This is a genomic window from Pseudomonas sp. KCJK9000 (assembly GCF_046230725.1).
GTDB classification, from domain to species: Bacteria; Pseudomonadota; Gammaproteobacteria; order Pseudomonadales; family Pseudomonadaceae; genus Aquipseudomonas; species Aquipseudomonas promysalinigenes.
In genome coordinates, this window is sequence record NZ_JBJJLN010000039.1 from 17,959 (window position 1) to 42,792 (window position 24,834).

The window sequence follows — 24,834 nt, forward strand, 5'->3', positions numbered from 1 at the left end:
CAGTTTTACATGTACATCCCGCCGTTGACCGGCACAGTTGCGCCGGTAACGTAGCCAGCGCCGTCCGATGCCAGGAACGAAACCACCTTGGCGATTTCCTCAGCCTGGCCCAAGCGGCCCAGCGGAATTTGCGTCTGCAGGGCTTCGCGCTGCGCTTCTGGCAGCTCGCGGGTCATGTCTGTGTCGATGAAGCCTGGGGTAACCGAATTGACGGTGATGCCCCGCGAGCCCACTTCACGCGCCAGCGCACGGCTAAAGCCTTCGAGGCCGGCCTTGGCCGCCGCGTAGTTGGCCTGGCCGGCGTTGCCCATGGCACCGACGACCGAGCCGATGCTGATGATACGACCCCAACGCGCCTTGGTCATGCCGCGCAGTACGCCCTTGGACAGACGGTAAAGGCTGTTCAGGTTGGTATCGATCACGTCGAACCACTCGTCGTCCTTCATGCGCAGCATGAGGTTGTCACGGGTGATGCCGGCATTGTTGACCAGAATGGCGGGGGCGCCGAACTGCTCGCCGATAGCGCTCAGCACAGCTTCCACGGACTCGGCGCTGGTGACGTTCAGCTCCATGCCAGTGCCAGCGATCCCATGCTCTTTGAGGGTGGCAGCGATGCGCTCGGCACCGGAAGCCGAAGTGGCGGTACCGATCACGGTCGCGCCCTGGCGGCCCAGCTCGAGGGCGATAGCCTGGCCAATACCACGGCTAGCGCCGGTGACCAGTGCAACTTTACCTTGCAGGCTCATGCAAGCTTCTCCAAATCAGGCCAGCGCCGCACGGGTGGCGGCGACAGCATCAGGGGTATTGAGGTTGTAAGTGGTCACGCCCTCGGCGCAACGCTTGTTCAAGCCGGCCAGCACCTTGCCCGGGCCGCACTCCACCAGGTTCACCGCGCCATTGGCGGCCAAGGCCTGCACGCACTCAACCCAGCGCACAGGCTGATACAGTTGCGCCAACAGGTCTTGCTTGAGCGCATCGAGGTCGGCGGCGATGGCCGCGGTGACGTTCTGCACCACTGGAATCTGCGGGGCCTTCCACTCGATGGCGTTGACCGCCTCGGCGAAACGCTCGGCGGCAGGCTTCATCAGCGCACAGTGCGACGGCACACTGACCGCCAGCGGCAGAGCACGCTTGGCGCCCGCCTCTTTGCACAATTCGATGGCACGGTCCACTGCAGCCTTGTTGCCGGCGATCACCACCTGGCCAGGGGAGTTGAAGTTCACCGCACTGACCACTTGATCTTCGGCGGCCTTGGCGCAAATCTCGACCACCACCGCGTCATCCAGGCCAAGGATGGCCGCCATGGCGCCGTGACCTGCAGGTACGGCTTCCTGCATCAGCTGGCCACGGCGCTCGACCAGACGCACCGCGTCCTTGAGGGTCAGGCTGCCCGCGGCGACCAGTGCACTGTACTCACCCAGGCTATGCCCGGAAACGAAAGCTGGCTGCGCGCCGCCTTCTTCGAGCCACAGGCGCCACAGGGCGACCGAGGCGGTAAGAATCGCCGGCTGGGTCTTGTCGGTTTGATTGAGCTTTTCTTCCGGTCCATTCTGAACCAGGTCCCAAAGGTCGTAGCCCAGAGCTTCGGAGGCCTCTTTGAAGGTCTCGATGATCACCGGCTTTTCGGCGCCCAGCTCTTTGAGCATGCCCAGGGATTGGGAACCTTGACCGGGGAAGACGAATGCGAGGGATGCAGACATTGAACAAGCCCTTATGATCTTGTCATCGGATAGAGTGCGCCAGCCAAAGGCCAGGCGCGGAATCTGAAAACTTGGATGGAAACGCAGACCAAGCGGTCACATTTAAGCACTTCATCGTTTGAATGCCTAAGGTAACAGGTCTTCAAGCCGGCCATGCAGCCGCCGTGGGAGGTTTTCCTGGATCTCGATCAGCGCCCGCTGGATCGCGCTTTGAAACCCTTGGACGCCCGCCGAACCATGGCTTTTGATAACGATGCCCTGCAGGCCGAGAAAGCTTGCGCCATTGTGCCGCGCTGGCGCGAGGTCAGCCTGCAGGCGCTTGAGCAGCGGCATCGCCAATACCCCAGCTATCCGCGACAACGCGCCGCCCTTGAACAATTGTTCGATACGCTGACCAATCATGGTAGCAAGGCCTTCGCTGGACTTGAGCAGGATGTTGCCAACGAAGCCGTCGCACACCACCACATCCGCTTCGCCACGATACAGGCCGTCACCCTCGACGAAACCAACATAATTGAGGCCACGGGCATCCTGCAGCAAGCCGGCTGCCAGCTTGACCTGCTGATTCCCCTTGATGTCCTCGGTACCGATGTTCAGCAAAGCGACCCGCGGCCTGTGGATACCCAAGGCCTGGGCCGCCACCGAGCCCATCACCGCGAACTGGTACAGATTATCGGCACTGCAATCCACGTTGGCACCCAGGTCGAGCAACTGGCAATAGCCTGACTGCGTAGGGATTGCCGCGACCATGGCCGGCCGGTCGATACCTGGCAGGGTCTTGAGCACGAAACGCGACAACGCCATCAGCGCGCCGGTATTGCCGGCACTGACGCAGGCCTGAGCCTTGCCGTCACGCACCAGTTCGAGGGCAATGCGCATCGACGAATCCGGCTTACCACGCAACGCCTGGGATGGCCGCTCGTCCATGTCAATCACCTCACTGGCGGCGACAATCTGCAGGCGCGCGCGATCGGCAGCTGATAGGCCGCTGACCAGTTCTTCAAGGAGGGAGGGTTGACCGACGAGGGTCAGGTGCAGCGAAGGGGTAGCCGAAAGGCAAGCAATGCTAGCCTGGACAATGCTGCGGGGACCGAAGTCCCCGCCCATTGCGTCGATCGCGATGATCTGAGCGGACAAGGATTACTCGTCAGCGCCCTTGTCGATCACTTTGCGACCACGGTATACGCCTTCTGGCGAAACGTGGTGACGCAGGTGTACTTCACCGGTGGTTTTTTCTACCGACAGCGCGTTTTCCGACAGAGCGTCGTGCGAACGGCGCATGTCACGGGCAGAGCGGGATTTTTTGTTCTGCTGAACAGCCATAATTGATTAACTCCTAAACGTTTGGGTCACGCTTTAACTGCGCCAAAACACTGAACGGGTTGGACCGCGATACCTCGTCCTTGCTCGAGTCGGGCTCGTCTGCGCCCGCCGGCTGCTGGCATTCTTCCGGATGATGAGCAGGCACGATAGGCAAGGCGAGCAGCAGCTCCTCCTCGACCAAAGCCTGCAGATCCAAAGGATCTTCGCCCAGTTCCAGCACGTCATAGCCTTTCGGCAACGACTGGGTATTCGCACCCTCCTTCACCACAGCGTAAGTACACTCGCTATGGATCGGCAGGGTGACCAGCTCAAGACAACGCTGGCAAACCATTTTGACTTCGACGTCCAGCTCGCTGTGGATAACCACCACGTGCTGTTCATCTCGTTCAAAATCGAACTTCGCCTGCACCGTACCGACATCGTCGGAAAGCGGGTCGCAGAGTCTTTCCAAATCAGCGAGTTGCAGCGTACCAGTGATGGATACGCCTCGATCGGCTAATTTGCGCGGGTCAACGTGAGGTGGAATCGGGTCATTCAACATAGGCGCAGCATTCTAGGGATGCCCCCCGCCCCTGTCAAAGGAAATTAGGCGGCATCTCACATGTTAGAATCAGGTTCACCTGACCAGGAGTCTATCATGCTGCCTTTGTTGCTGGCTTCCAGCTCTGCTTACCGGCGCGAACTGCTCGCGCGCCTGCGCTTGCCCTTCACCTGGGCCAGCCCCGATATAGACGAACGACGCCTAGCTGACGAGCCCGCCACGCAGCTGGTTCAGCGCCTAGCGAGACAGAAAGCCGAAGCGCTTGCCGAGGATCACCGCCAGCACCTGATCATTGGCTCAGACCAGGTGGCCGTGCTGGGCGAGCAGATCATCGGCAAGCCACACACCTTCGAGCGCGCCTGCGAGCAACTGCTCGAGTCCAGCGGCCAGCAAGTGACCTTCCTGACCGGGCTGGCACTGCTCAATACAGCGACTGGGCAATGTCAGATCGACTGCGTGCCGTTCACGGTAACGATGCGCGAATTGAGTAGGGAGCGTGTCGAGCGCTACGTGAGGGCGGAGCAGCCATTGGATTGCGCCGGCAGCTTCAAGGCCGAGGGCCTGGGAGTGAGTTTGTTTCAGAGCACCCATGGGTGCGATTCAACGAGCTTGATCGGGCTGCCGCTGATTCGGCTGGTGGATATGCTGACCCGTGAAGGCGTGGCTGTTCCCTAGCCGGGCTTGGGGGCTATGGTGCCGTCGAGATCAAGCGCCGCAGGGGCGGCACTTGATCTGACCAGCACCACGAAACTCAAGGCACACTCAACGCAACTGCGGCCCCTGGAACCCCATCCACATCGCCAGGTGCTCAGCCACACTGGCACCGATGCGCTTGGAGAACCGGTCGAATGGCGACTCCTGCACGGTGTAATCGACCAGATCCTTCTCACCGACCACTTCACGTGCTACGTAGCTGGCACTGCCCAAGCCATCCACCAACCCCAGCGACTTGGCCTGCTCACCCGACCAGATCAGCCCACTGAACAGTTCCGGATGCTCTTTGTCCTTCAAGCGGTCACCGCGCCCCTGCTTGACCATGGCGATGAACTGCTGGTGCGTGGTGTTGAGCACACCCTGCCAGAACGCACGCTCATCAGGCTTTTCCGGCGAGAACGGATCAAGGAAGGCCTTGTGCTCCCCTGCGGTATAACTACGGCGCTCGACACCCAACTTCTCCATCGCGCCGACAAAGCCATAGCCGGCCGCCGTCACGCCAATGGAACCCACCAGGCTTGCCTTGTCGGCATAGATCTCATCCGCAGCACTGGCGATGTAATAGGCGCCGGAGGCCCCTAGATCAGTGATGACCGCGTATAGCTTGGTGTCCGGGTGCTCGGCGCGCAGCCGACGGATCTCGTCATACACGTACCCTGCCTGCACCGGGCTGCCACCTGGGCTATTGATACGCATGACCACCGCCTTGGTCTTTGGGTCCTTGAACGCTTCGCGCAGGCTCTTGATCAGATTATCGGCACTGGCAGCTTCCTGATCGGCGATCACCCCCCGCACCTCAACCAGCGCTGTATGATTGCCGCTTCGGGTAGCCGCTGCATCCATATCCATCAACGGCGTGAACAGCACAAGAATGCCGAACAGGTAGACGAAGGTCAGCAGCTTGAAGAATATCCCCCAGCGCCGCGCCCGACGCTGCTCTTGAACGCCTGCCAGCAGCGTCTTTTCCAAGAGTTTCCAGCTCTTTTGCTCGACACGAACCTCTTCGTTACGTGCTTCGCGCGCTTCGCGAGCGAGGCGCTCCTCTTCGGTTTCGTTAACCGGCGCTTTCCACTCGTCAGCCATGCTCACCTACCCTGGAATTGAATTTGCCTGGAACCGGCCAGCCACTCGCGCAGCTGGGAAAAATGATCGATGCACACTTGCGGCCCGAACTCGGCCAGCGCCTCTAGCGACATGGCACCGTAGCCCACCGCCACCGAATGCACGCCCGCGTTGCTGGCCATTTGGAGGTCGAATGCAGAATCTCCGACCATCAGTGCCCGCCCCGGTTCTACAGCGCAATGCTTGAGTATTTCCTCGAGCATCAGCGGGTGGGGCTTACCGCGGGTTTCATCGGCGGCCCGCGTGATATCGAAAAAGTGCTCCCAGCCATTGACCTTGAGTACCCGGTCAAGTCCGCGGCGGGCCTTACCGGTAGCCACCGCCAGGCGATAACCCTCGGCCCGGAAGGCATCCAGCGACTCGACCACACCGTCGAACAGCGGCGAGGGCTGCTGATCCAGGGCCATATAGATGTCGGCGTAGTGCTGACGGAAGGTTTCGACCTGCCGGGGATCGAGGTGCGGATACAGCGTCGAGATCGCCTCCCCCAGCGCCAGACCGATGATGCCCTTGACCGCATCTTCGGCACTGGGCGCTTCGCCCGCTCGCTCGGCGGCGGCGTTCATCGCCTCGACGATGCGGCCGATCGAATCGGCCAAGGTGCCATCCCAATCGAAAATCAGCAGTTCGTAATCACGGCGCACTGAGTCGCTCCACGGTTTTGGCCCAGACCTCATCCACAGGCGCCTCGAGCTTGAGCTCGCCACCGTCGGGCAGTGGCACGGTCAAGGCGTAGGCATGCAGGAACAGGCGCTTGCCCCCCAACTCGCGAATCTCGCGACTGAAGTCTTCGTCGCCGTACTTGGCGTCGCCAGCAATCATGTGCCCGGCATGCAGGGTGTGCACGCGGATCTGGTGGGTGCGGCCGGTGATCGGGCGGGCTTCGACGATGGTGGCGAACTCCCCGAACCGGCGCAGCACTCGGAACAGGGTCAGCGCTTCTTTGCCCTCGTCATTGACTTCGACCATGCGCTCACCAGAGCGCAGGTTACTTTTTAGCAGCGGTGCGTTGACTTGCTTCTTCGAGGTAGGCCAGTGGCCGCGCACCAGGGCCATGTAGCGTTTGTCCACCCCATCGCCGCGCAGGGCAGCATGCAGATGGCGCAGCATGCTGCGCTTCTTGGCGATCATCAACAGGCCAGAGGTGTCACGGTCCAGGCGGTGCACCAGCTCCAACTCCTTGGCGTCCGGGCGCAACTGGCGCAGTGCTTCGATCACCCCGAAACTCAGGCCGCTACCACCATGTACGGCGATACCGGCTGGCTTGTTCATCACGATCAACGCCTTGTCTTCATAGACGATGGCCGCCTCCAGGCGCTGCAGCAGCCCCTGGGCCACTGGCGCCGGCTCATCGCGCTCTGGCAAACGCACCGGCGGCACGCGCACGATATCGCCAGCTTGAATTTTATACTCAGGTTTGACCCGCCCCTTGTTGACGCGCACCTCACCCTTGCGCAGGATGCGATAGACCAGCGTCTTGGGCACGCCCTTGAGTGCGGTGATAAGGAAATTGTCGATACGTTGGCCGGCAAGTTCCGGCGCGACTTCTATCAGCTGTACGCCGGAAGTCGGAGGGGTATTGGTCGTCATGGAGGGGATCATAACAATTATTTATGGAATTGAAGCACTTAATCATTACTGCTATAGTCGCGAACGCCGCCAAAAGCGGCAGGCCAGCGAAACCGGGCCCTTGGCCGGTTCCTGACCTAAGCAGCTCTCCAGGACGCGAGGCCGTCCTACGGGGTTTTCGCCAGTTTACCGAATTGCCTGGAATCGCCACCAGCGCCGTGTAGAGAAGACCGAAAAAAAACGACAAGTGTGGTTGTTCACCTGCTTCCCGATTCTTTTCGCAGCACCTCTGCCCGCCCCGTCGCTTCCACGCAACGCAAGGCGAATGCTTCGGAAATACCTGCCTTGGATATGTAATGGCGTCAGCTTCGCGTTCGAAGCTGGCGAAAAATGCAACCCGTTGCGGATTCAGCGCGCGGCAGCACCCGAATTATCAGGGATACGTGCAGGGTGGAGATGCACAGCCCTCGGACCGTGTAGCACCGCGTCCGGCCACCGGCCCACTGACTTGGCCGGCGAGCGGATAAGGTCCTGAACAGATGCCCTAGGGCGTCCACGGCTGACGGTTGATTCCTCCTCCTGACTGAGTGCACGAGGCCCGCTTGGTTGATTCGGATACCCATTCGAAGCCACCGGGGCCTGGTAGGCACCGCAGCAAACAGGACGCGTCGTCGCGACAACGGCAGGCTGGGTAACGGCTGGTGCCGAACGTTGCTCGACACGGGGGTGGCCCGGCCACCCTTTGCGCACCTTGGCACCGACCATGAGAAGTCGTGTGTGCCGAACGCCGTTTCCGGCAGCCCGGAAACCGACGGTACAACATGAAAAGAATGCTGATTAACGCAACTCAACCCGAAGAGTTGCGTGTAGCTCTGGTGGACGGCCAACGTCTGTACGACCTGGACATCGAGTCCGGGGCGCGTGAGCAGAAAAAGGCCAACATCTACAAAGGCAAGATCACCCGGATCGAGCCAAGCCTGGAAGCCGCGTTCGTCGACTTCGGCTCCGAACGTCACGGCTTCCTGCCGCTGAAGGAAATCTCCCGCGAATACTTCAAGAAAGCCCCTGAAGGCCGGGTCAACATCAAGGAAGTCCTGAGCGAAGGCCAGGAAGTCATCGTTCAGGTCGAGAAGGAAGAGCGCGGCAACAAAGGCGCCGCCCTGACCACCTTCATCAGCCTGGCTGGCCGCTACCTGGTGCTGATGCCCAACAACCCGCGTGCCGGGGGCATTTCCCGCCGCATCGAAGGCGAAGAGCGTAACGAACTGCGCGAAGCCCTCAACGGCCTGACCGTACCGGGCGACATGGGCCTGATCGTGCGCACCGCAGGCCTTGGCCGCAGCAGCGAAGAAATGCAGTGGGACCTGGACTACCTGCTGCAGCTGTGGACCGCCATCAAGGAAGCCTCCCTTGACCGCGCCGCGCCATTCCTGATCTATCAGGAAAGCAACGTCATCATCCGCGCCATCCGCGACTACCTGCGCCAGGACATCGGCGAAGTCCTTATCGACAGCATCGATGCCCAGGAAGAAGCCCTGACCTTCATCCGCCAGGTCATGCCGCAGTACGCCAGCAAGGTCAAGCTCTACGAAGACAGCGTCCCGCTGTTCAACCGTTTCCAGATCGAAAGCCAGATCGAGACCGCTTTCCAGCGCGTCGTCGACCTGCCGTCCGGTGGCTCGATCGTGATCGACCCGACCGAGGCCCTGGTCTCCATCGACATCAACTCGGCGCGCGCCACCAAGGGCAGCGACATCGAGGAAACCGCCCTGCAGACCAACCTGGAAGCGGCCGAAGAAATCGCCCGCCAGTTGCGCCTGCGTGATATCGGCGGCCTGATCGTCATCGACTTCATCGACATGACCCCGGCCAAGAACCAGCGCGCGGTTGAAGAGCGCGTGCGTGAATGCCTGGAAGCCGACCGTGCTCGCGTGCAGGTTGGCCGTATTTCGCGCTTCGGCCTGCTTGAGATGTCCCGTCAGCGCCTGCGCCCGTCACTCGGCGAAAGCAGCGGCATCGTCTGCCCACGCTGCTCCGGCACCGGCATCATCCGTGACGTGGAGTCGCTGTCGCTGGCGATTCTGCGCCTGATCGAAGAAGAAGCCCTGAAGGACCGCACCGCCGAAGTCCGCGCCCAGGTACCGATCCCGGTAGCGGCCTTCCTGCTCAACGAGAAACGCAATTCGATCACCAAGATCGAACTGCGAACCCGTGCGCGCATCATCATCCTGCCGAACGATCACCTGGAAACGCCGCACTTCGAAGTCCAGCGCCTGCGCGACGACAACCCGGAAGTGCTGAACAACCAGTCCAGCTACGAAATCGCCGCCGCCGAAGCCGAAGAGGCTCCGCAGCCGACCGCTACCCGCACCCTGGTGCGCCAGGAAGCCGCCGTGAAAACCGCGCCGGCCCGTGCCAATGCACCGGTACCGAGCGCTGGCGAAGAGCAACCGCAGTCGGCTGCACCTGCAGCGCCTGTAGTGAGTGCACCTGAGCCAAGCCTGTTCAAAGGCCTGGTGAAATCGCTGGTCAGCCTGTTCGCCGGTAAGGAGGCACCTGCTGCCGCGCCAGTGGTAGCCGCCCCAGAGAAGCCCGCTGCCGAGCGCAATGGCCGCAACGAAGAGCGTCGCAACGGCCGCCAGCAGAGCCGTAACCGCAACGGCCGCCGTGATGAAGAACGCAAACCACGCGAAGAACGTGCCGAGCGCTCCCCACGTGAAGAGCGCGCACCTCGTGAAGAGCGCGCCCCGCGTGAAGAACGTGCACCACGTCAGCCTCGCGAAGACCGTCGCGGCAACCGTGGCGAGGAGCGTGTGCGTGAATTGCGCGAGCCCCTGGACGCCCCAGCCGTAGAACGCGAAGAGCGTACGCCGCGTGACGAGCGCGCACCTCGTGAAGAACGTGCTCCGCGTGAAGAACGTGCTCCGCGTGAAGAACGCGCTCCGCGTGAAGATCGTGCTCCGCGTGAAGAGCGTGCTCCGCGTGAAGAACGTGCACCTCGTGAAGAGCGTGCTCCGCGTGAAGAACGTGCACCTCGTGAAGAGCGTGCCCCTCGTGAGGAGCGTGCTCCACGTGAAGAACGCGCCCCTCGTGAAGAGCGCGCTCCGCGTGAAGACCGCCAGCCTCGCCCTGCCCGCGAAGAACGTCAGCCACGCCCTGCGGAGCAGGCGGCTGAGCAGGCTGCTGCACTGGCCGAAGAGCAACTGCCGAATGAGGAACTGTTGCAGGACGAGCAGGAAGGCACCGACGACGAGCGTCCTCGCCGCCGTTCTCGCGGCCAGCGTCGTCGCAGCAACCGCCGTGAGCGCCAGCGCAATGCCAATGGCGAGCTGATCGAAGGTAGCGATGAAGAAGGCAGCGAGGAGCAGCCACAGCAGCATCAGGCCACTGAGCTTGGCGCTGATCTGGCTGCAGGCCTCGCCGTAACTGCCGCTGTAGCCAGCACCAAGATCAGCGCCAATGCTGAGGCTCAAGCCAACCAGCAGGCCGAACGCGCCAGCGCTGAAGCCGCCACCAGCGAAAGCAGCCAAGCAGACGTGCCGACCGCACCGGCTGCCCAAGCCGAAGAAGCTGTCATCGCTCCAGCAGTTGAGCAGCCCGTCAGCGAGCCAGTCACCGTGGTCGAAGCCGGCGTCGAACCAGTGGTCGAAGTCGCGGCGCAGCCAGCGGTCGAACCGGTAGTTGCTGCCGAGCCCGTTGAAGCACCTAGTGAAGCACCGGTGCAAGCCCCCGTGGTAGAAGCCGAGGTGGCCGGCGCGGCGCCAGTGGTCGAAGGCGGTGAAGCCGAGAAAGCTCCGCTGGAGGCAAAAGAGGCACCCGTTGCCGAGCAACCCGCAGCTATCAGCCCAGCCGAGCCGCAAGTGGCGGTAGCAGAGCCGGCCACTACGCAAGCTGCGCCAGCGCCTACAGAGCCCGCACCGGTGCAAACCCCGGCAGCCGTCGAGCCTGCAACCGTCATGCTGCCCAACGGCCGTGCTCCGAATGACCCACGTGAAGTGCGTCGTCGCAAGCGTGAAGCCGAGGCTGCTGCCAAGGCGGCTCAGCAAGCGGCCGAGCCTGTACTGGAAACCGCCGATGAGCAAAAACCACATCACGGTTGATCGCTCAAGCTGAATGAAAAAGCCCCGCCAGTGCGAACTGGCGGGGCTTTTTCTTGGCTAGTGGGTGACTCAATATCGTAAGCGTCCGGGTGAGTGTCCGGCGAACTGAGTGGATGTTGAATCAAAGCGAGCGGCGAACAGGTCTACACCGGCCAACGAGCCGATCGCGCCCAACTGAGCTCAGGAACTGCACCTCGCGTGCAAGCGCTGACTTTGAAAAGACCGCTGAAGTAAGACCTCAGTAGAGGTTAGGCTCCATCTCCAACGCCACCCCGAACCGCGCCAGGATATCGGCCTGAATACGCTGCGCCAGGGCATACACCTGGGCCCCGCTCGCCTGGCCGTAATTGACCAGCACCAGCGATTGCAGCCGGTGCACACCAGCATCGCCCTCACGGTAGCCTTTCCAACCCGCCTGCTCGATCAGCCAACCGGCTGCAAGCTTCACCTGGCCGTCTGCTTGCGGGTAGGCCACCACGGCGGGATGTTGTTGCCGAATACGCTCCACCAGCTCAGCCGCCACTACCGGGTTCTTGAAGAAGCTCCCGGCATTGCCAAGCTCGGCCGGGTCCGGCAGCTTCTCGCGGCGAATACTGCAGATTGCATCACTGATCGCCTGGGCAGTCAGCTGCTCAACGCCCTGCTCTGCCAGGCGCTGACGCACAGGGCCATAGTCCAAGTGCGCTTGCAAGGCATGACTCAGGACAAAACGCACCCGCAGGATCAGCCAGCGCCCAGGGTTGCGCTTGAAGACGCTGTCGCGGTAAGCAAAGGCGCAGTCCTGCAGCGTGAAGTCGCATAGCTCACCGGTTTCGCGGTCCAGCGCAGTCAACCCGGCGAAGACATCCTTGATTTCCACACCGTAGGCACCGACGTTCTGCATCGGCGCAGCACCTACAGTGCCAGGGATCAGGCTGAGGTTTTCCAAACCACAGTAGCCTTGCGCCAACGACCACTGTACGAATGGGTGCCAAGGTTCACCCGCTTCGGCCTCCACCACCACTCGCTCGCCGTCGTCACTCAGCAGCCGTCGCCCACGGCTGGCAATATGCAGCACCAGCGCATCGACATCGCGGGTAAGCAGCAGGTTGCTGCCACCGCCAATCACCTGCACTGGCACCTGGCGCTGGCGCGCCTGCGTCAATGCCTCGCGCACCTCGTCATCGCTGTGGGCCTGGGCAAAATACCGAGCGGCAACGTCGATGCCGAACGTGTTGTAGGGCTTTAGTGAAACATGCTCTTGCCAAACCACCGTCATAGCCGCCCCTTGATTTCCACTACCAGGTCGCGACACGCCGCTTCGATCAAGTCCAGCACCTGCTCGAAGCCCTCGGCACCGCCGTAGTAAGGGTCTGGCACTTCATCCAGGGCTGCACCGTAGCGGCGCAGGAACAGGTCAAGCTCGCCATTGGCATTGTGCGGGCGCATGGCGCGCAGGTGGCTCAAGTTGCTTTCATCCATGGCTAGGATCAAATCGTACTCGGCGAAATGCGCCGCTTTGACTTGTTGGGCGCGCTGGCGCGACAAATCATAACCACGTGCCAGCGCCGCCTTGCAGGTGCGGCTGTCCGGGGCCTTGCCCACGTGCCAGTCACCCGTGCCGGCAGATGCCACATGCACCTGTTCAGCCAGGCCCGCCTGCTGCAATTGATGGCGCAGCACGCCTTCTGCGGTGGGCGAACGACAGATATTGCCAAGGCACACGAACAGGACACGCATCACGCCTCCAGCAAGCGCCTTACGCGCTCCAGGTCTTCGGGGGTATCGACACCCACGGCGGGTGCCTCGATGGCATCTTCGACGTGGATACGCACGCCGTGCCACAGGGCGCGCAGTTGCTCGAGGGCCTCGGCCTGCTCGAGCCAGCATGGGCCCCAACTGACGAAATCCTGAAGGAAGCCTACACGGTAGGCATACATGCCGATATGACGGCGGTAAGGGACACCCTCGGGCAACAGATTACGCTGGGTTGCAAAGGCATCGCGGGCCCAGGGCAGCGGCGCGCGGCTGAAGCTCAGCGCCAGGCCATTCTTGTCGCTGACAACCTTGACCGCATTGGGGTTGAACACGGTCTGCGGCTCATGGATCGGCTCGGCCAGGGTCGCAATGCCCGCTTGCGGGTGGGCTGCCAGGTTGGCGGCCACCTGGTCGATGATCACCGGAGGAATCAACGGCTCATCGCCCTGCACGTTGACCACGATGGCATCGGCGGGCAGCCCCAGATGAGCGGCCACCTCGGCCAGGCGGTCAGTGCCCGATTCGTGGTCGGTACGGGTCATCAGCACTTCGGCGCCGAATGCATTACAGGCATCGAAGATGCTGGCGTCGTCGGTAGCGATGACCACACGGCTGGCGCCACTCTTGCGCGCCTGCTCCCATACGTGCTGGACCATCGGTTTGCCAGCGATCGCCAGCAGCGGCTTGCCCGGCAGGCGCGTGGAACGCAGCCGCGCCGGAATGACTACAGTGAATTCCACACTCATTTGTCCAGACGCTCGTCGTCGGTCAGGGTGCGCGCCTCGCTTTCCAGCATGACCGGGATGCCGTCACGGATGGGGTAGGCCAGACCCGCGCCCTTGCTGATCAGCTCGGTCTTGTCGGCGCTGAGCTTGAGCGGGCCTTTGGTAATCGGGCAGGCCAGAATATCGAGCAGTTTGGTGTCCATGAAAGGGTTCCTTTGGGCCAGGTGGCCGAAACGGTTGAGTCGCAGAAGTGAGCTCAGGGCTTGGGTAGCAGTCGCTGTAACTGGCTGTCGAACCAGGCGGTGAAGGCCGGCGTGGGCTGGGCCTCGACTGCCAGGTACCACCAGTCGTCAGCGGCGAAGGCCCGGCATTTCACCGCATCTTTTTCGGTCATCACCAGCGGCAGAGCCGGGCTGAAGGCCAGGCTTTGAGCACTGAACTGTGCATGATCGGCAAAAGGATGCGGCACCGGCTGCCAGTTTAGCCTCAGCAGGGTATTGAAGAAACGTTGCGGGTTGCCGATACCGGCCACCGCATGCAGGCGCTGCCCTGGCGGGAAATGGTCAAGCCCACGGCGTTCGCCGCTGCGCAGGTTGACCAATGCTGAAGGTTGCAACTGAAAGCCAAAACCATCGGCGCGGTCGCCATCGGCACCGTTGTAAAGCACGGCATCGGCCTCTTGCAGGCGCTCGCTAGGTTCGCGCAAGGGGCCAGCAGGCAGGCAGCGGCCATTGCCCAGCCCGCGCGCGGCATCGATCAGCACCAGTTCAAGGTCACGGGCCAGGCGATAGTGCTGCATACCGTCATCGCACAGGATCAGGTCCAGCCGCTCGCTGGCCAACAGCGCCTGCACCGCGCCGGCGCGGTCCGGGTCAATCACCAGCGGCACGCCCGTGCGCTGAACGATCAGCAAGGGCTCGTCACCGGCTTGCTCAGCCGGCTGGTTTGCGCTCACGCGCCAAGGATAATGCGGCGGTTTGGCGCCATAGCCACGGCTGACCACGCCTACCTTGATATCCTGGCGCCGGCAATGCTCGATCAGCCAGAGGATCATGGGGGTCTTGCCGGTGCCTCCGACGGTGATGTTGCCCACCACCACCACTGGCACAGGGGCCCGATAGCTTGGGCTTTCACCATTGAGGAATCGCGCGCGCTTGCGCATCACCACACGGCGGTAAAGCACTTCGAGCGGGCGCAGCAAAGCCAGGGCAGGATGCCCGGCGTACCAGGCGGCGAGCAAGCGATCGGCGAGCGCCATCAAGGTGTCCCCTGAGCGGCCTCGACGGTGGTCATGCGCAGGTGACTGAAACCGAGCTTGCCGGCAGCATCCATCGCAGTGATCACGGCCTGGTGTGGGGTTTTACCATCGGCGCTGATGGCCAGCGGCAGTGTGTTGTCGCCACCGGACTCACGCTCGATTGCCTCGGTCAGGGCCGCCAGGTCACTCTTGGGCAGTAGGTGGTTATTCACCGAATAAACACCGTCGGCACTGATGGTCACCTCCACCAGCTTGCCCTGATCGGCCGGAGGCTGCTCGGCCGTGGTGGCCTCAGGCAACTCGACGCGTAATTGGGTTTCGCGGGTGAAGGTAGTGGTGACCACGAAAAACAGCAGCAGCACGAACACCACATCGATCAGCGATGCAAGGTTGATGTCGATGTTCTCACGCTGGCGATTGCGCCGAAACTTCACGCCTTGCCTCCGGCCACTTCCACTTCCCGGTCGCCCTGGACCACCTCCACCAGTTTGATCGCTTCTTGCTCCATGCCCACTACCAGCTCATCGATGCGGCGCAGCAGGAAACGGTGGAAGAATACCGCCGGGATCCCCACCATCAGGCCGGCTGCGGTAGTAACCAGAGCCTTGGAGATCCCCCCGGCCAGCACAGCGGCGTTTGCGGTCATTTGCGAGCCCATGAAAGCGCTGAAGATGTCGATCATGCCCAACACGGTGCCCAGCAGGCCAAGCAGTGGCGCCATGGCGGCAATGGTGCCGAGGGTACTGATGTAGCGCTCGAGTTCGTGAATGACTCGCGAGGCGGCCTCCTCGATGCACTCTTTCATGATTTCGCGGCCATGGCGCGAGTTGGCAAGGCCTGCCGCGAGGATCTCGCCCAATGGCGAGTCGGCGCGCAAGGCCTTGAGCTTGTCACTGGTGAGTTGCTTGTCCTTGATCCACATCCACACCTGGCCCAGCAAGTGCGGCGGGGTGACGCGGCTGGCGCGCAGAGTCCACAGACGTTCGACGACGATCGCCATGGCGGCAATGGAGCTCAGAATGATCGGCAGCATCATCCAACCACCAGACTTGACCAATTCCCACACAGTAAACGCCCCTCTGGAAAAAGGCCGCCACTCTAACATACACGCGCCGGGTGCTCATCTGCCGGAGGTCAGGGAAGTGGTACTGGGCTCAGGATGCTTGGCGCCTGGGGCGCCGAGTACCATCTGCGCGGTGCATCATGAAATGCCCCCGATTTAAAGGCGCTGGAAGTGAACGCATAAGATCTGCCAACCGCACTTCACTGCACTCGCCAAAACCTTCGCTGGCGCCCCACACTTTCGACCTCACCCTGCGCACCGAGCGCCAGCCGCAACGCACCCTCCACAGCAGTGTCATGCATCACCATCCCATAGCGCCGATACCGCTCGACCACTTGTGCGTGGGGGTGCCCGAAGCTGTTGTTGCGCCCGCGCGAAATCAACACCCCACGCGGCGTAGTGGCACGGATGAACGCCTCGGTGGATGAACTGCGGCTGCCATGGTGCGGGGCCTGAAGCCAGTCGATACGTGGCGCTTCATGGGCATTGAGCCAGGCGCGTTCGGCGCCTGCCTCGATATCGCCGGCCAACAGCAAACGCTCACCTTGCGCCTCGACCAGTAACACGCAGGAACGATCATTGCTGCTTTGCCCGCTTTCCCAGCGCCACAGCGAAAAATCCACGCCGTCCCAACTCCACCGTTCACTGGACGCACAAGGCTGCACGGGGACCTCTTCCAGCGCTTCGCCACCTATCACGCGAGCCACCGGCAAGCCTTTGATGATGGCCACGGCGCCACCGGCGTGGTCCGCATGCGCGTGACTGATCAGCATCAGGTCCAAGCCCGCCACACCCAATTTACGCAGGGTGGGCAGCACTACTCGTTCCCCCAGGTCGAAATCGCCTTTGGCAGGCCCTGCGTCGTATAGCAACGTGTGATGTCGAGTACGCAGCAAAACCGCAAGGCCTTGGCCGACATCGAGCTGCCAGACCTCGACCTGCCCATGGGGCACAGGCGGCTTTGGCGCCCACAAGGCCAGTAACATGACCGCGCCCAGGCTGCGCAGCGGCACGCCGCCAGGCAGCAATAGCAGCAGCGCCCCTAGGCACACCAGCAACCAGGGCCCTATCGGTAGCGCTGGCGGCACCCATGCCGGTTGCCATGCGGCCACCCACGCAAGCAGGGCGAACAGCAGGTGCAGCGCCGCGCCCGCAAGCCATAGCAAACCCTCCCCTACCCCCGGCACTGGCAACAACAAGGCCCCAAGCAATGCCGGGGGCAACACCGCCACGCTCACCCATGGCACCGCCAGCAGGTTCGCCATCGGCGCAGTCAGACTCACCGGCAACCCTGTGGCCAACAATACCGGCAGTAAACCGACGGCAATCACCCACTGCGCCCGGGTCCAGGCCTGCCAGGGGCGCCAGTTGCCAAGCCGGCCAGCGAAGCTGTAGATGAGTATCGCCACCGCCGCGAACGACAGCCAGAACCCTGGCAATAACGCAGCCAAGGGGTCGACCAGCAATACCACGGTCAATGCCAGCAGCAACGGCAACAGTGCCCCCAGCTGCCGAAACCGCAATCGCCATAACAGCACAACTGCCAACATCAGACAGGCGCGCTGCACCGGCACGCCGGCGCCGGCCAGCCAGCCGTAGGCCAGCGCCGCCACCAGCGCCAAGCCGCATGCCCAGGGTAACCATGGCCAACTGCGCGGCCACAGGCCCCAGCGTGCCAGGCTTGCCACCAAGGCATAGAGCATGCCGGCGACCAAGCCAATGTGCTGTCCAGAAATCACCAGTAGATGCACCGTGCCAGTTGCCTGCAGCGCCTGCCACTGTTCCCGGGCAAGGCCCGCGCCGTCGCCGAGCACCAAGGCTGCCAAGCCCGCTTGCTGCCCATGGGCGTCGACCCTCAGTAGCCGCTCACGTAGCGCGTCGCGCCAATCGGGGGCCACCGCGCGGGTAAGCTCACCGGCTTTGACCGTGCCTACGGCACCGATACGCCGAGCCAGCAACTGCGCCGCTCGATCTGGGCCATGGGGGTTGAGCAGACCTGCCGGGCGCTGCAAGGTCGCCGCCACACGCCAAGACTCGCCAGCACGAATGGATGGGCCATCGAACCAGCTCAATTGCAGGCGCTGCGGTAGTTCAGCGCGGCGCGAATGCGCCTGTTGCAGCTCAAAACGCACGCCCTGCGCAGTACGCGTGGGCAAGCCAACCACCCGCCCCTCCAACCACAGCGTACGGCCGTCCAAACCAGCCTCTAGCCGGTCATTCAATGCCAGCTGTGCCGACCAGCAGGCCCAGGCTAATCCCAGCGCGAAGCAGCCCAGCGGCCAGAGCCGCGTGGGCAGGCAACAAGCCCCTGCCAGCACTAGCAACAACAGCCAACCGACCGATGGCAATACCGGGAGAAAGCCCAGGCATAACAGCCCGAGGGCGAGCGCAAACATCCCTGTGCGCATGAGTTAGAGCTCCAGAAGCGCAATAGCTCACTCATGCATAGACGAAAAGCCGGCGTGGCCCGCTAAACAATTGTCACAAACTCTAAACGAGGCGCCACGTGAATCGAGGCATACTTCCCGAATCAACGCTCCGGGAGCCTACATGCCGCGCCGACTTTTCAAACGCTACATGCCGGACCCGAGCAGCATTCGGGAACACAAGTCTTTACGTTTTTTCGGCAAGCTGCTGCACGATCCAAACCTCTGGCACCTCAACCGTCACTCGGTGGCACGGGCCATGGGCGTAGGCCTGTTCGCGGCCTTGATCCCCATTCCCATGCAAATGCTGCTGGCTGCCGCAATGGCCATCCCGGTGCGCGGCAATCTGCCAATCGCGGTCAGCTTGGTCTGGCTGACCAACCCGCTGACCATGCCACCGGTGTTTTTCGTCACTTACATGACCGGCGCCTGGCTGATGCAGGTGCCACCGCGCAGCCTGCCTGAAGAACTGACGTTCGAATGGATCACCGACCAGCTGGCAACGGTGTGGCAACCGTTCTTGCTGGGTTCGGTGGTGTGCGCGGTGGTGCTTGGCGTGGTCGCCTGGCTCACCACCCTGCTGTACTGGCGCTGGTGGATCGGCCGGCAGTGGCGCCGGCGCAAGCAACGGGTATCAGGCGCGCATGCCGCGGCCGCTGACCAGCAGGCGAACACACAGCCCGTAAAGCACCGCAGTGGCCACCAGCATGAAGGTGATCGCCGTGCCGATACTGATATCCGACACCCCTAGGATGCCGTAGCGGAACGAGTTGACCATGTGCAACACCGGGTTGGCCAACGACACGGTCTGCCAGAACGGCGGCAACAGGTTGATTGAGTAGAACACCCCGCCCAAGTAGGTCAGTGGCGTCAGCACGAAGGTCGGGATGATCGAAATGTCGTCGAAATTACGTGCGAACACGGCGTTGACGAAGCCCAGCAACGAGAAAATGGTCGCCGTCAGGAAGACCACGACAATGGTCACGCCCAAGTGGTGCACCTGCAGGTCGGTGAAGAACATCGACAGGATGGTCACGATCACCCCCACTGCCAGCCCGCGCAGCACACCGCCCAGCACATAGCCCACCAAAATGGTGTGCGGCGATACCGGCGACACCATCAGCTCTTCGATGGAGCGCTGGAACTTACTGCCGAAGAAGCTCGACACCACATTGCCATAAGAGTTGGTGATCACCGACATCATGATCAGCCCCGGTACGATGTACTGCATGTAGGTGAAGCCACCCATGTCGCCGATCTGCCGGCCGATCAAGTTACCGAAGATCACGAAATACAGCACCATGGTGATGGCTGGTGGCAGCAGGGTCTGCGGCCAGATGCGCAAAAAGCGCCGCACTTCGCGGTAGACGATGGTGTTCAGGGCGACCCAGTTGGTGCGCAGTTCCACACTCATACGGCCACCTTCGACAGGTTCTTTTCCACCAGAGACACGAACAGCTCCTCAAGTCGGTTGGTCTTGTTGCGCAGGCTTTGCACTTCGATGTTCTGCAATGCCAGTTGGCCGAACAGCGCGGTGATACCGATGTCCTTGTCCACTTGCACTTCCAGGGTATGCGGTGTCAGCAGCCGGCACGGGTAGCCCTGCAGCACTGGCGCCGAGGCCAAGTCCTGCTTGAGATCGAGGACGAAGGTTTCGACATGCAGCTTGCCCAGCAGTTGGCGCATGCTGGTGTTCTCGACGATGGTGCCATGGTCGATGATGCCGATGTTACGGCACAGCTGCTCGGCCTCCTCCAGATAATGAGTGGTGAGGATGATGGTGATGCCTTTCTGGTTGAGCTCGGTAAGGAAGCTCCACATTGATCGACGCAGCTCGATATCCACCCCGGCTGTCGGCTCGTCGAGGATCAGCAGACGTGGTTCGTGGATCAATGCGCGAGCAATCATCAAGCGGCGCTTCATGCCGCCCGACAGCGAGCGCGACTGCACATCGCGCTTGTCCCACAGGCCCAGTTGGGTCAGGTACTGCTCGGCGCGCTCCTTGGCCAGCTTGGGCGGGATGCCATAGTAGCCGGCCTGGGTCACGACGATGTCGAAGGTTTTCTCGAATTGATTGAAGTTGAATTCCTGGGGCACCACACCCAGGCAGCGCTTGAGCGCGGAGGGCTCGCGGTCCAGGTCGTGGCCGAACACGTTTACCGTGCCAGTGGTCTTGTTCACCAAGGTGGACAGGATGCCGATGGTGGTGGACTTGCCGGCGCCGTTAGGGCCAAGCAGAGCGAAGAAATCGCCTTCGGCAACATCGAGGTCGATGCCTTTCAAGGCCTGGAAGCCGTTGCCGTAGGTCTTGGTCAGCTGCCGGATGGACAGGGCGGAACTCATAGCGGGCCACTTACCGAAGAAAAGGTGAAGGGTACGCCAGGTAAAGTCACTGGCGCAGTGAGTGCAGCCATGGTGCAAGCCCATGCCGCGCAAGTACAGTCACATCTATTGATAATGACTATCGAAGGAGGTTCAGGTGAGCGCGGTCATCACCGCAGCCTGGTACGCCGGCCGTTGCTTGAGGCGTTCATACCAAGCTTCCAGGTGATACATGGCCGGGCGCTCGATGGGCATTTCGAACCAGGCGTAAATGAAGCTGCCCAGTGGGATGTCGCCCATGCCGATCTGGTCACCGGACAGGTACGGTTGTTTGGCCAAGGTCTGGTCAGCGATTGCCAACAATTGAGCACACTGCTTGTGCGCCGCGTTGATCGCCACCCAGTCGCGCTGGTCTTGCGCAGTGCGCAGCAGGCCCCAAAACAGCGGGCGGAACGGCGTGGCGAAGGACGAGGTGGTCCAGTCCATCCATTTGTCGGCCAGGGCGCGCTGGCGTGGGTCTTCCAGGTACCAGCCCTGGTCACGGCCGTATTCGGCACACAGGTAGCGCACGATGGTGTTGGACTCCCACAACGTCAGGTCGCCATCTTCGAGCATAGGCACCAGACCGTTGGGGTTGCGGGCCCGGTAGTGCGGTTCGTCCACCACGCCAAAGGCGCCGCCGGCATCGATCGACTCGAAGGCCAAGCCCAGCTCGTGGGCGATCCACAACGCCTTGCGTACATTGCTGGAATTTTTGCGGCCCCAAATTTTCAGCATTGCAGCGTCCTCATGAATGGGCAAAGCAGACAGTCTACTTCATGCATCCACCGCCTGTACCGGCGTCGAAGCCAGCTCACCCGGACAAACCACCTGAAACTCCCACCGCCACACCCTGTCACTGTTCTGACATCGCCGTTTACAGTGATGCGTCTAAGCTGTCTGGGACGGCTCAAGCCCTTGGCTCCAAGGAGGATCGATTATGTTGCTGTTGTGGTTGGTGGTGCTGGTGATTGGTGCTGCGTACCTCACGCACCGGCGCTTGGCGCCCTTGCAGATAATTGGCATCGTCGCCGCCTACGTATTGCTGATGGGCATTTTCAGCAATGCTCCCGGCTGGCTACTGGCGCTGATTTGGATCGTACTGGCCCTTAAGGCAGCTTTGATGGCATTGCCGGACTGGCGGCGCAAAGTGTTTTCCGGCCCAGTGTTCAAGTGGTTCCAGCGCACCCTGCCGCCGATGTCGCAAACCGAGCGCGAAGCAATCGATGCCGGCACAGTCTGGTGGGACGGTGAGCTGTTCAGCGGCCGCCCTGACTGGCGTACCTTGCTGGCCTACCCGGCACCGAAGCTGACCGACGAGGAACAGGCGTTCATCGACGGCCCCACAGAACAATTGTGCGCCATGGTCAGCGATTGGCAGATCGGCCAGGACCTGGACCTGCCATCCGAAGCCTGGGACCACATCAAGCAGCATGGTTTCTTCGCCCTCATCATTCCCGAGGAATATGGCGGCAAGGGCTTTTCGGCCTATGCGCACTCGCAAGTGGCGATGAAATTGGCCACCCGCAGTGGCGATCTGGCCTCCACCGTGATGGTGCCAAATTCCCTGGGCCCCGCTGAACTGCTGCTGCATTACGGCACCGACGAGCAGCGTAACTACTACCTCCCGCGTCTGGCATGCGGTCAGGAGATCCCCTGTTTCGCCCTTACCGGCCCATTGGCTGGCTCCGACGCGGGCGCCATGCCAGATACCGGGATCGTCTGCAAGGGGCAATGGCACGGTGAAGAAGTCCTAGGCCTGCGCCTGAACTGGGAAAAGCGCTATATCACGCTTGGGCCGGTCGCCACACTGCTGGGCCTGGCGTTCAAGGCTTACGACCCGGACCACCTGCTAGGCAACGAAGAGGAACTGGGCATCAGCCTGGCGCTTATCCCCACCGATACGCCCGGTGTCGAAATCGGCAAACGCCACTTGCCGCTGGGCGCCGCGTTCATGAACGGCCCCAACAGCGGCAAAGATGTGTTCGTGCCGCTGGACTATCTTATCGGTGGCCAAGCCATGCTCGGCAAGGGCTGGATGATGCTGATGAACTGTCTGTCGGTGGGCCGCTCGATTTCCCTGCCTGCGGTTGGCACCGGCGCAGCCAAGTACACCAGCCTGGTCACCGGCCAGTACGCCAATATCCGTGAGCAGTTCAACGTGCCATTGGCCGCCTTCGAAGGCATCCAAGAATCGCTGGCACGCATCGGCGGCAATGCATGGCTAATGGACAGCGCTCGCCTGCTTACCGCCAAGGCGGTGGACCTGGGCGAAAAGCCTTCGGTGCTGTCGGCCATTCTCAAGTACCACCTGACCGAGCGCGGCCGCGAATGCATCCAGCACGCCATGGACGTGCACGGCGGCAAGGGCATCATCATGGGCCCCAACAACTACTTGGGTCGCAATTGGCAAGGGGCGCCGATCTTCATCACGGTCGAAGGCGCCAACATTCTTTCGCGCAACCTGATGATCTTCGGTCAGGGCGCTATTCGCTGCCATCCGTTCGTGCTCAAGGAAATGGCATTAGCCGGTCGTGAGGACCATGACCAAGCCTTGAGGGAATTCGACGACCTGTTGATGAAGCACATCAGGTTTGCTGTCGGCAACGCAGCGAGCACGCTGGTTCTGAACCTCGGGCTTGGGCGCTTTGAGACGGTGCCCGGTGATTCCTTGAGCCAAGGCTACTTCCGCTCCCTAAACCGCCAGGCGGCCGCCTTCGCCCTCCTGGCCGACCTATCAATGATGTTGCTTGGCGGCGCACTCAAGCGCCGGGAGCGCCTGAGCGCTCGGCTGGGCGATGTATTGAGTTACCTGTACCTGTCGAGCGCCGCGCTCAAGCGCTACCACGACTTGGGCTCACCCGAGCATATGCAGCCCTTGCTATGCTGGGCTATGGAAGAAAGCCTAGGTCAGGCAGAAAAGGCCCTGGACCGACTGCTCGACAACTTCCCCAACCGCTTTGTCGGATGCGCACTCCGTGCCCTGGTATTCCCGCTTGGCCGCCGTCATACCGGGCCGAGCGATGAGTTAGATGCCGAAGTGGCAGCACTGATAGGTCGCCGTAAAGGGGACCCGGCGCTGGAGGAGCTCTTGGGGGGCTGCTTCAGGCCGAGCGCTGCAGGCGATCCTGTCGCAGCGCTGGAGCAAGCAAGCGTATTGTTGGAAGACACCGCAGCACTGTCAAAGACGCTGCACCAGAGCCTCAAGGAGGGGAAGTTCACGCCAAGCCCAGGGCAATCCGTCGTCGAAGCCGCAAGTGAAGCGGGCATGCTGCTACCCGCCGATAAACAACGCCTGGAGAGCGCCGAGGCCGCTCGGCGCCGGGTAATCGACGTAGATGCTTTCGATAAAACCCAACTAAAACGCCCGGAAGGCGCCATTCGTTGATCGGCCCCGTCCATCACGTCCCCGTACGGCCTTTCACACCGTGTTTCAACGCGGTGTGAAAAGCTTGATTACACTTTCCATGGCCATCATGGGCATGGGAACAACGACGATGCCCCACAGCCATGCGAAGTCATGTATGTGCTGAGCCCAGATGACGGTGTAAGGTGAGGGGTCATCCGGGTCGAGTGTAATGGTCCCGTTTTGCGCTATTTGCGCATTTCCGGCCAGTACATGCCACCGTGTCTCGCTCTCAGAGCTCCGGTGCTCTCTGCCGTCCAAGTCCACGCTAAACAGCTGTAACTGCAAGGCGCCATCCACATCGACCATCTTGAAATAATGGGTTGGCTGGGCCAGCAAATTCAAGAAATGGCAAACGCCCTTTTGCCCTGCCGATGTTGCAGTGACTACATCCAGTTTCACAGGTGAGGCAGCAGAGGCTTTACTCAACGCAGGCACTAGGGTGTTGGCGTCCGAATTAAAGACAAGCGAACTTTCTAGCACCGGCGGCTTATAGAAGTATTGCCCATTCACCGCCTCCAGCGCACCGTGCGCTTGTCCCTCAAATGCCCATGTCACCGGGCTAGCGCTTGCTGCAGACAGCGGTTGAGGGACGCTTTCGACACCCACGTTAACAAGTTGCGCCATGGGTGACACAATAAGCCCAGCCGAGCCGCTAGCCACGTTTGCCTGCTGGGATAGTGGCACGGGCTCATAAGCGGCGTTCATCATCAGACTTTGTTTACTATAATACCCTTCCTTGAAGGTATAGCTACCGGGAGGCGCAAATAATCCAACCAGCCAATCGGC

Annotated in this window: 24 protein-coding genes; 4 read left to right on the forward strand and 20 right to left on the reverse strand. The window is 61.8% G+C overall.

Going from position 1 to position 24,834, the window contains the following annotated elements:
- Positions 1–5 precede the first annotated feature (5 nt).
- The 5 genes from fabG to ACK59H_RS16700 all read right to left on the reverse strand — a co-directional run bounded on the left by fabG (position 6) and on the right by ACK59H_RS16700 (position 3,564).
- Positions 6–746 (reverse strand): 3-oxoacyl-ACP reductase FabG, encoded by a 741-nt coding sequence (gene fabG / locus ACK59H_RS16680; RefSeq protein WP_060478225.1) that lies wholly within the window; start codon positions 744–746, stop codon positions 6–8.
- Between the two features lie 15 nt (positions 747–761).
- Positions 762–1,700: an ACP S-malonyltransferase gene (fabD, locus tag ACK59H_RS16685; RefSeq protein WP_081016641.1), complete on the reverse strand. Its 939-nt coding sequence runs from the start codon at positions 1,698–1,700 to the stop codon at positions 762–764.
- Between the two features lie 126 nt (positions 1,701–1,826).
- Complete coding sequence (gene plsX / locus ACK59H_RS16690) at positions 1,827–2,837, reverse strand: phosphate acyltransferase PlsX (protein ID WP_081016640.1); 1,011 nt, start codon at positions 2,835–2,837, stop codon at positions 1,827–1,829.
- A 3-nt stretch (positions 2,838–2,840) separates the two neighbouring features.
- A complete protein-coding gene (gene rpmF / locus ACK59H_RS16695; protein WP_010223221.1) occupies positions 2,841–3,023 on the reverse strand; it encodes a 50S ribosomal protein L32 in 183 nt (60 codons plus the stop codon).
- Positions 3,024–3,036: 13 nt separating this feature from the next.
- Positions 3,037–3,564, reverse strand: a complete 528-nt coding sequence (locus tag ACK59H_RS16700) for a YceD family protein (protein WP_060478222.1) — start codon at positions 3,562–3,564, stop codon at positions 3,037–3,039.
- Positions 3,565–3,660: 96 nt separating this feature from the next.
- On the opposite strand from ACK59H_RS16700, the gene ACK59H_RS16705 reads away from it, so the two are divergent.
- The gene (locus ACK59H_RS16705) at positions 3,661–4,239 is read left to right on the forward strand and encodes a Maf family protein (protein ID WP_409264644.1); all 579 of its coding nucleotides are present in this window, start codon (positions 3,661–3,663) and stop codon (positions 4,237–4,239) included.
- Between the two features lie 87 nt (positions 4,240–4,326).
- On the opposite strand, the gene ACK59H_RS16710 is transcribed toward ACK59H_RS16705, so the two are convergent.
- From ACK59H_RS16710 to rluC, 3 genes are read right to left on the reverse strand one after another with little or no spacing between them, the layout of a single operon-like run.
- Positions 4,327–5,361 (reverse strand): S49 family peptidase, encoded by a 1,035-nt coding sequence (locus tag ACK59H_RS16710; RefSeq protein WP_060478220.1) that lies wholly within the window; start codon positions 5,359–5,361, stop codon positions 4,327–4,329.
- A 2-nt stretch (positions 5,362–5,363) separates the two neighbouring features.
- Positions 5,364–6,044, reverse strand: coding sequence for an HAD family hydrolase (locus ACK59H_RS16715; protein WP_060478219.1), 681 nt, complete (start codon positions 6,042–6,044; stop codon positions 5,364–5,366).
- Positions 6,034–6,990, reverse strand: coding sequence for a 23S rRNA pseudouridine(955/2504/2580) synthase RluC (gene rluC, locus ACK59H_RS16720; RefSeq protein WP_060478218.1), 957 nt, complete (start codon positions 6,988–6,990; stop codon positions 6,034–6,036). The genes ACK59H_RS16715 and rluC overlap by 11 nt, the downstream gene beginning before the upstream one ends.
- Before the next feature lie 800 nt (positions 6,991–7,790).
- Here rluC and rne point away from each other — a divergent pair.
- A complete protein-coding gene (rne, locus tag ACK59H_RS16725) occupies positions 7,791–11,069 on the forward strand; it encodes a ribonuclease E (RefSeq protein ID WP_060478217.1) in 3,279 nt (1,092 codons plus the stop codon).
- A gap of 238 nt (positions 11,070–11,307) precedes the next feature.
- Here the strand turns inward: rne and murB are convergent, their stop codons facing one another.
- From murB to ACK59H_RS16765, 8 genes are all read right to left on the reverse strand, one after another.
- Positions 11,308–12,327 carry a UDP-N-acetylmuramate dehydrogenase gene (murB, locus tag ACK59H_RS16730; RefSeq protein ID WP_060478216.1) on the reverse strand — a complete coding sequence of 340 codons (1,020 nt, stop codon included), beginning with the start codon at positions 12,325–12,327 and terminating at the stop codon, positions 11,308–11,310.
- On the reverse strand, positions 12,324–12,788 hold the full coding sequence (locus tag ACK59H_RS16735; protein WP_060478215.1) for a low molecular weight protein-tyrosine-phosphatase: 465 nt from the start codon (positions 12,786–12,788) through the stop codon (positions 12,324–12,326). Before ACK59H_RS16735 ends, murB begins: the two co-directional genes overlap by 4 nt.
- Entirely contained in the window at positions 12,788–13,552 is a 765-nt protein-coding gene (gene kdsB, locus ACK59H_RS16740; RefSeq protein WP_060478214.1) for a 3-deoxy-manno-octulosonate cytidylyltransferase, read from the reverse strand. The genes ACK59H_RS16735 and kdsB overlap by 1 nt, the downstream gene beginning before the upstream one ends.
- Positions 13,549–13,734 carry a Trm112 family protein gene (locus ACK59H_RS16745; protein WP_003247142.1) on the reverse strand — a complete coding sequence of 62 codons (186 nt, stop codon included), beginning with the start codon at positions 13,732–13,734 and terminating at the stop codon, positions 13,549–13,551. Before ACK59H_RS16745 ends, kdsB begins: the two co-directional genes overlap by 4 nt.
- A gap of 53 nt (positions 13,735–13,787) precedes the next feature.
- Positions 13,788–14,789, reverse strand: coding sequence for a tetraacyldisaccharide 4'-kinase (lpxK, locus tag ACK59H_RS16750; protein ID WP_060478213.1), 1,002 nt, complete (start codon positions 14,787–14,789; stop codon positions 13,788–13,790).
- The gene (locus tag ACK59H_RS16755) at positions 14,789–15,223 is read right to left on the reverse strand and encodes a biopolymer transporter ExbD (RefSeq protein ID WP_060478212.1); all 435 of its coding nucleotides are present in this window, start codon (positions 15,221–15,223) and stop codon (positions 14,789–14,791) included. The genes lpxK and ACK59H_RS16755 overlap by 1 nt, the downstream gene beginning before the upstream one ends.
- Positions 15,220–15,855, reverse strand: coding sequence for a MotA/TolQ/ExbB proton channel family protein (locus ACK59H_RS16760; RefSeq protein WP_060478211.1), 636 nt, complete (start codon positions 15,853–15,855; stop codon positions 15,220–15,222). Before ACK59H_RS16760 ends, ACK59H_RS16755 begins: the two co-directional genes overlap by 4 nt.
- A gap of 197 nt (positions 15,856–16,052) precedes the next feature.
- Complete coding sequence (locus ACK59H_RS16765) at positions 16,053–18,260, reverse strand: DNA internalization-related competence protein ComEC/Rec2 (protein ID WP_060478210.1); 2,208 nt, start codon at positions 18,258–18,260, stop codon at positions 16,053–16,055.
- Positions 18,261–18,402: 142 nt separating this feature from the next.
- Here ACK59H_RS16765 and ACK59H_RS16770 point away from each other — a divergent pair, with 142 nt between their 5' ends.
- Entirely contained in the window at positions 18,403–19,029 is a 627-nt protein-coding gene (locus ACK59H_RS16770; protein ID WP_155500265.1) for a DUF2062 domain-containing protein, read from the forward strand.
- Here ACK59H_RS16770 and ACK59H_RS16775 read toward each other — a convergent pair.
- The 3 genes from ACK59H_RS16775 to ACK59H_RS16785 all read right to left on the reverse strand — a co-directional run bounded on the left by ACK59H_RS16775 (position 18,913) and on the right by ACK59H_RS16785 (position 21,377).
- Complete coding sequence (locus ACK59H_RS16775; RefSeq protein WP_060478209.1) at positions 18,913–19,692, reverse strand: ABC transporter permease; 780 nt, start codon at positions 19,690–19,692, stop codon at positions 18,913–18,915. The two genes, ACK59H_RS16770 and ACK59H_RS16775, sit on opposite strands and share 117 nt — an antisense overlap.
- Positions 19,689–20,621, reverse strand: a complete 933-nt coding sequence (locus ACK59H_RS16780) for an ABC transporter ATP-binding protein (RefSeq protein ID WP_060478265.1) — start codon at positions 20,619–20,621, stop codon at positions 19,689–19,691. Before ACK59H_RS16780 ends, ACK59H_RS16775 begins: the two co-directional genes overlap by 4 nt.
- A 132-nt stretch (positions 20,622–20,753) precedes the next feature.
- Entirely contained in the window at positions 20,754–21,377 is a 624-nt protein-coding gene (locus ACK59H_RS16785; RefSeq protein WP_060478208.1) for a glutathione S-transferase, read from the reverse strand.
- Positions 21,378–21,579: 202 nt separating this feature from the next.
- On the opposite strand from ACK59H_RS16785, the gene ACK59H_RS16790 reads away from it, so the two are divergent.
- The gene (locus ACK59H_RS16790; protein WP_060478207.1) at positions 21,580–24,027 is read left to right on the forward strand and encodes an acyl-CoA dehydrogenase; all 2,448 of its coding nucleotides are present in this window, start codon (positions 21,580–21,582) and stop codon (positions 24,025–24,027) included.
- A 45-nt stretch (positions 24,028–24,072) separates the two neighbouring features.
- Here the strand turns inward: ACK59H_RS16790 and ACK59H_RS16795 are convergent.
- A partial coding sequence (locus ACK59H_RS16795) for a hypothetical protein (protein WP_409264645.1) occupies positions 24,073–24,834 on the reverse strand: 762 nt, incomplete at its 5' end.

Excerpts from the sequence above, each read along its gene's own strand:
- fabG (WP_060478225.1), bottom strand. The coding sequence starts at position 746 with ATGAGCCTGCAAGGTAAAGTTGCACTGGTCACCGGCGCTAGCCGTGGT.
- fabD (WP_081016641.1), bottom strand. The coding sequence starts at position 1,700 with ATGTCTGCATCCCTCGCATTCGTCTTCCCCGGTCAAGGTTCCCAATCC.
- rpmF (WP_010223221.1), bottom strand. The coding sequence starts at position 3,023 with ATGGCTGTTCAGCAGAACAAAAAATCCCGCTCTGCCCGTGACATGCGC.
- ACK59H_RS16700 (WP_060478222.1), bottom strand. The coding sequence starts at position 3,564 with ATGTTGAATGACCCGATTCCACCTCACGTTGACCCGCGCAAATTAGCC.
- ACK59H_RS16705 (WP_409264644.1), top strand. The coding sequence starts at position 3,661 with ATGCTGCCTTTGTTGCTGGCTTCCAGCTCTGCTTACCGGCGCGAACTG.
- ACK59H_RS16710 (WP_060478220.1), bottom strand. The coding sequence starts at position 5,361 with ATGGCTGACGAGTGGAAAGCGCCGGTTAACGAAACCGAAGAGGAGCGC.
- rluC (WP_060478218.1), bottom strand. The coding sequence starts at position 6,990 with ATGACGACCAATACCCCTCCGACTTCCGGCGTACAGCTGATAGAAGTC.
- rne (WP_060478217.1), top strand. The coding sequence starts at position 7,791 with ATGAAAAGAATGCTGATTAACGCAACTCAACCCGAAGAGTTGCGTGTA.
- murB (WP_060478216.1), bottom strand. The coding sequence starts at position 12,327 with ATGACGGTGGTTTGGCAAGAGCATGTTTCACTAAAGCCCTACAACACG.
- ACK59H_RS16735 (WP_060478215.1), bottom strand. The coding sequence starts at position 12,788 with ATGCGTGTCCTGTTCGTGTGCCTTGGCAATATCTGTCGTTCGCCCACC.
- kdsB (WP_060478214.1), bottom strand. The coding sequence starts at position 13,552 with ATGAGTGTGGAATTCACTGTAGTCATTCCGGCGCGGCTGCGTTCCACG.
- ACK59H_RS16745 (WP_003247142.1), bottom strand. The coding sequence starts at position 13,734 with ATGGACACCAAACTGCTCGATATTCTGGCCTGCCCGATTACCAAAGGC.
- lpxK (WP_060478213.1), bottom strand. The coding sequence starts at position 14,789 with ATGGCGCTCGCCGATCGCTTGCTCGCCGCCTGGTACGCCGGGCATCCT.
- ACK59H_RS16765 (WP_060478210.1), bottom strand. The coding sequence starts at position 18,260 with ATGCGCACAGGGATGTTTGCGCTCGCCCTCGGGCTGTTATGCCTGGGC.
- ACK59H_RS16770 (WP_155500265.1), top strand. The coding sequence starts at position 18,403 with ATGCCGCGCCGACTTTTCAAACGCTACATGCCGGACCCGAGCAGCATT.
- ACK59H_RS16775 (WP_060478209.1), bottom strand. The coding sequence starts at position 19,692 with ATGAGTGTGGAACTGCGCACCAACTGGGTCGCCCTGAACACCATCGTC.
- ACK59H_RS16780 (WP_060478265.1), bottom strand. The coding sequence starts at position 20,621 with ATGAGTTCCGCCCTGTCCATCCGGCAGCTGACCAAGACCTACGGCAAC.
- ACK59H_RS16785 (WP_060478208.1), bottom strand. The coding sequence starts at position 21,377 with ATGCTGAAAATTTGGGGCCGCAAAAATTCCAGCAATGTACGCAAGGCG.
- ACK59H_RS16790 (WP_060478207.1), top strand. The coding sequence starts at position 21,580 with ATGTTGCTGTTGTGGTTGGTGGTGCTGGTGATTGGTGCTGCGTACCTC.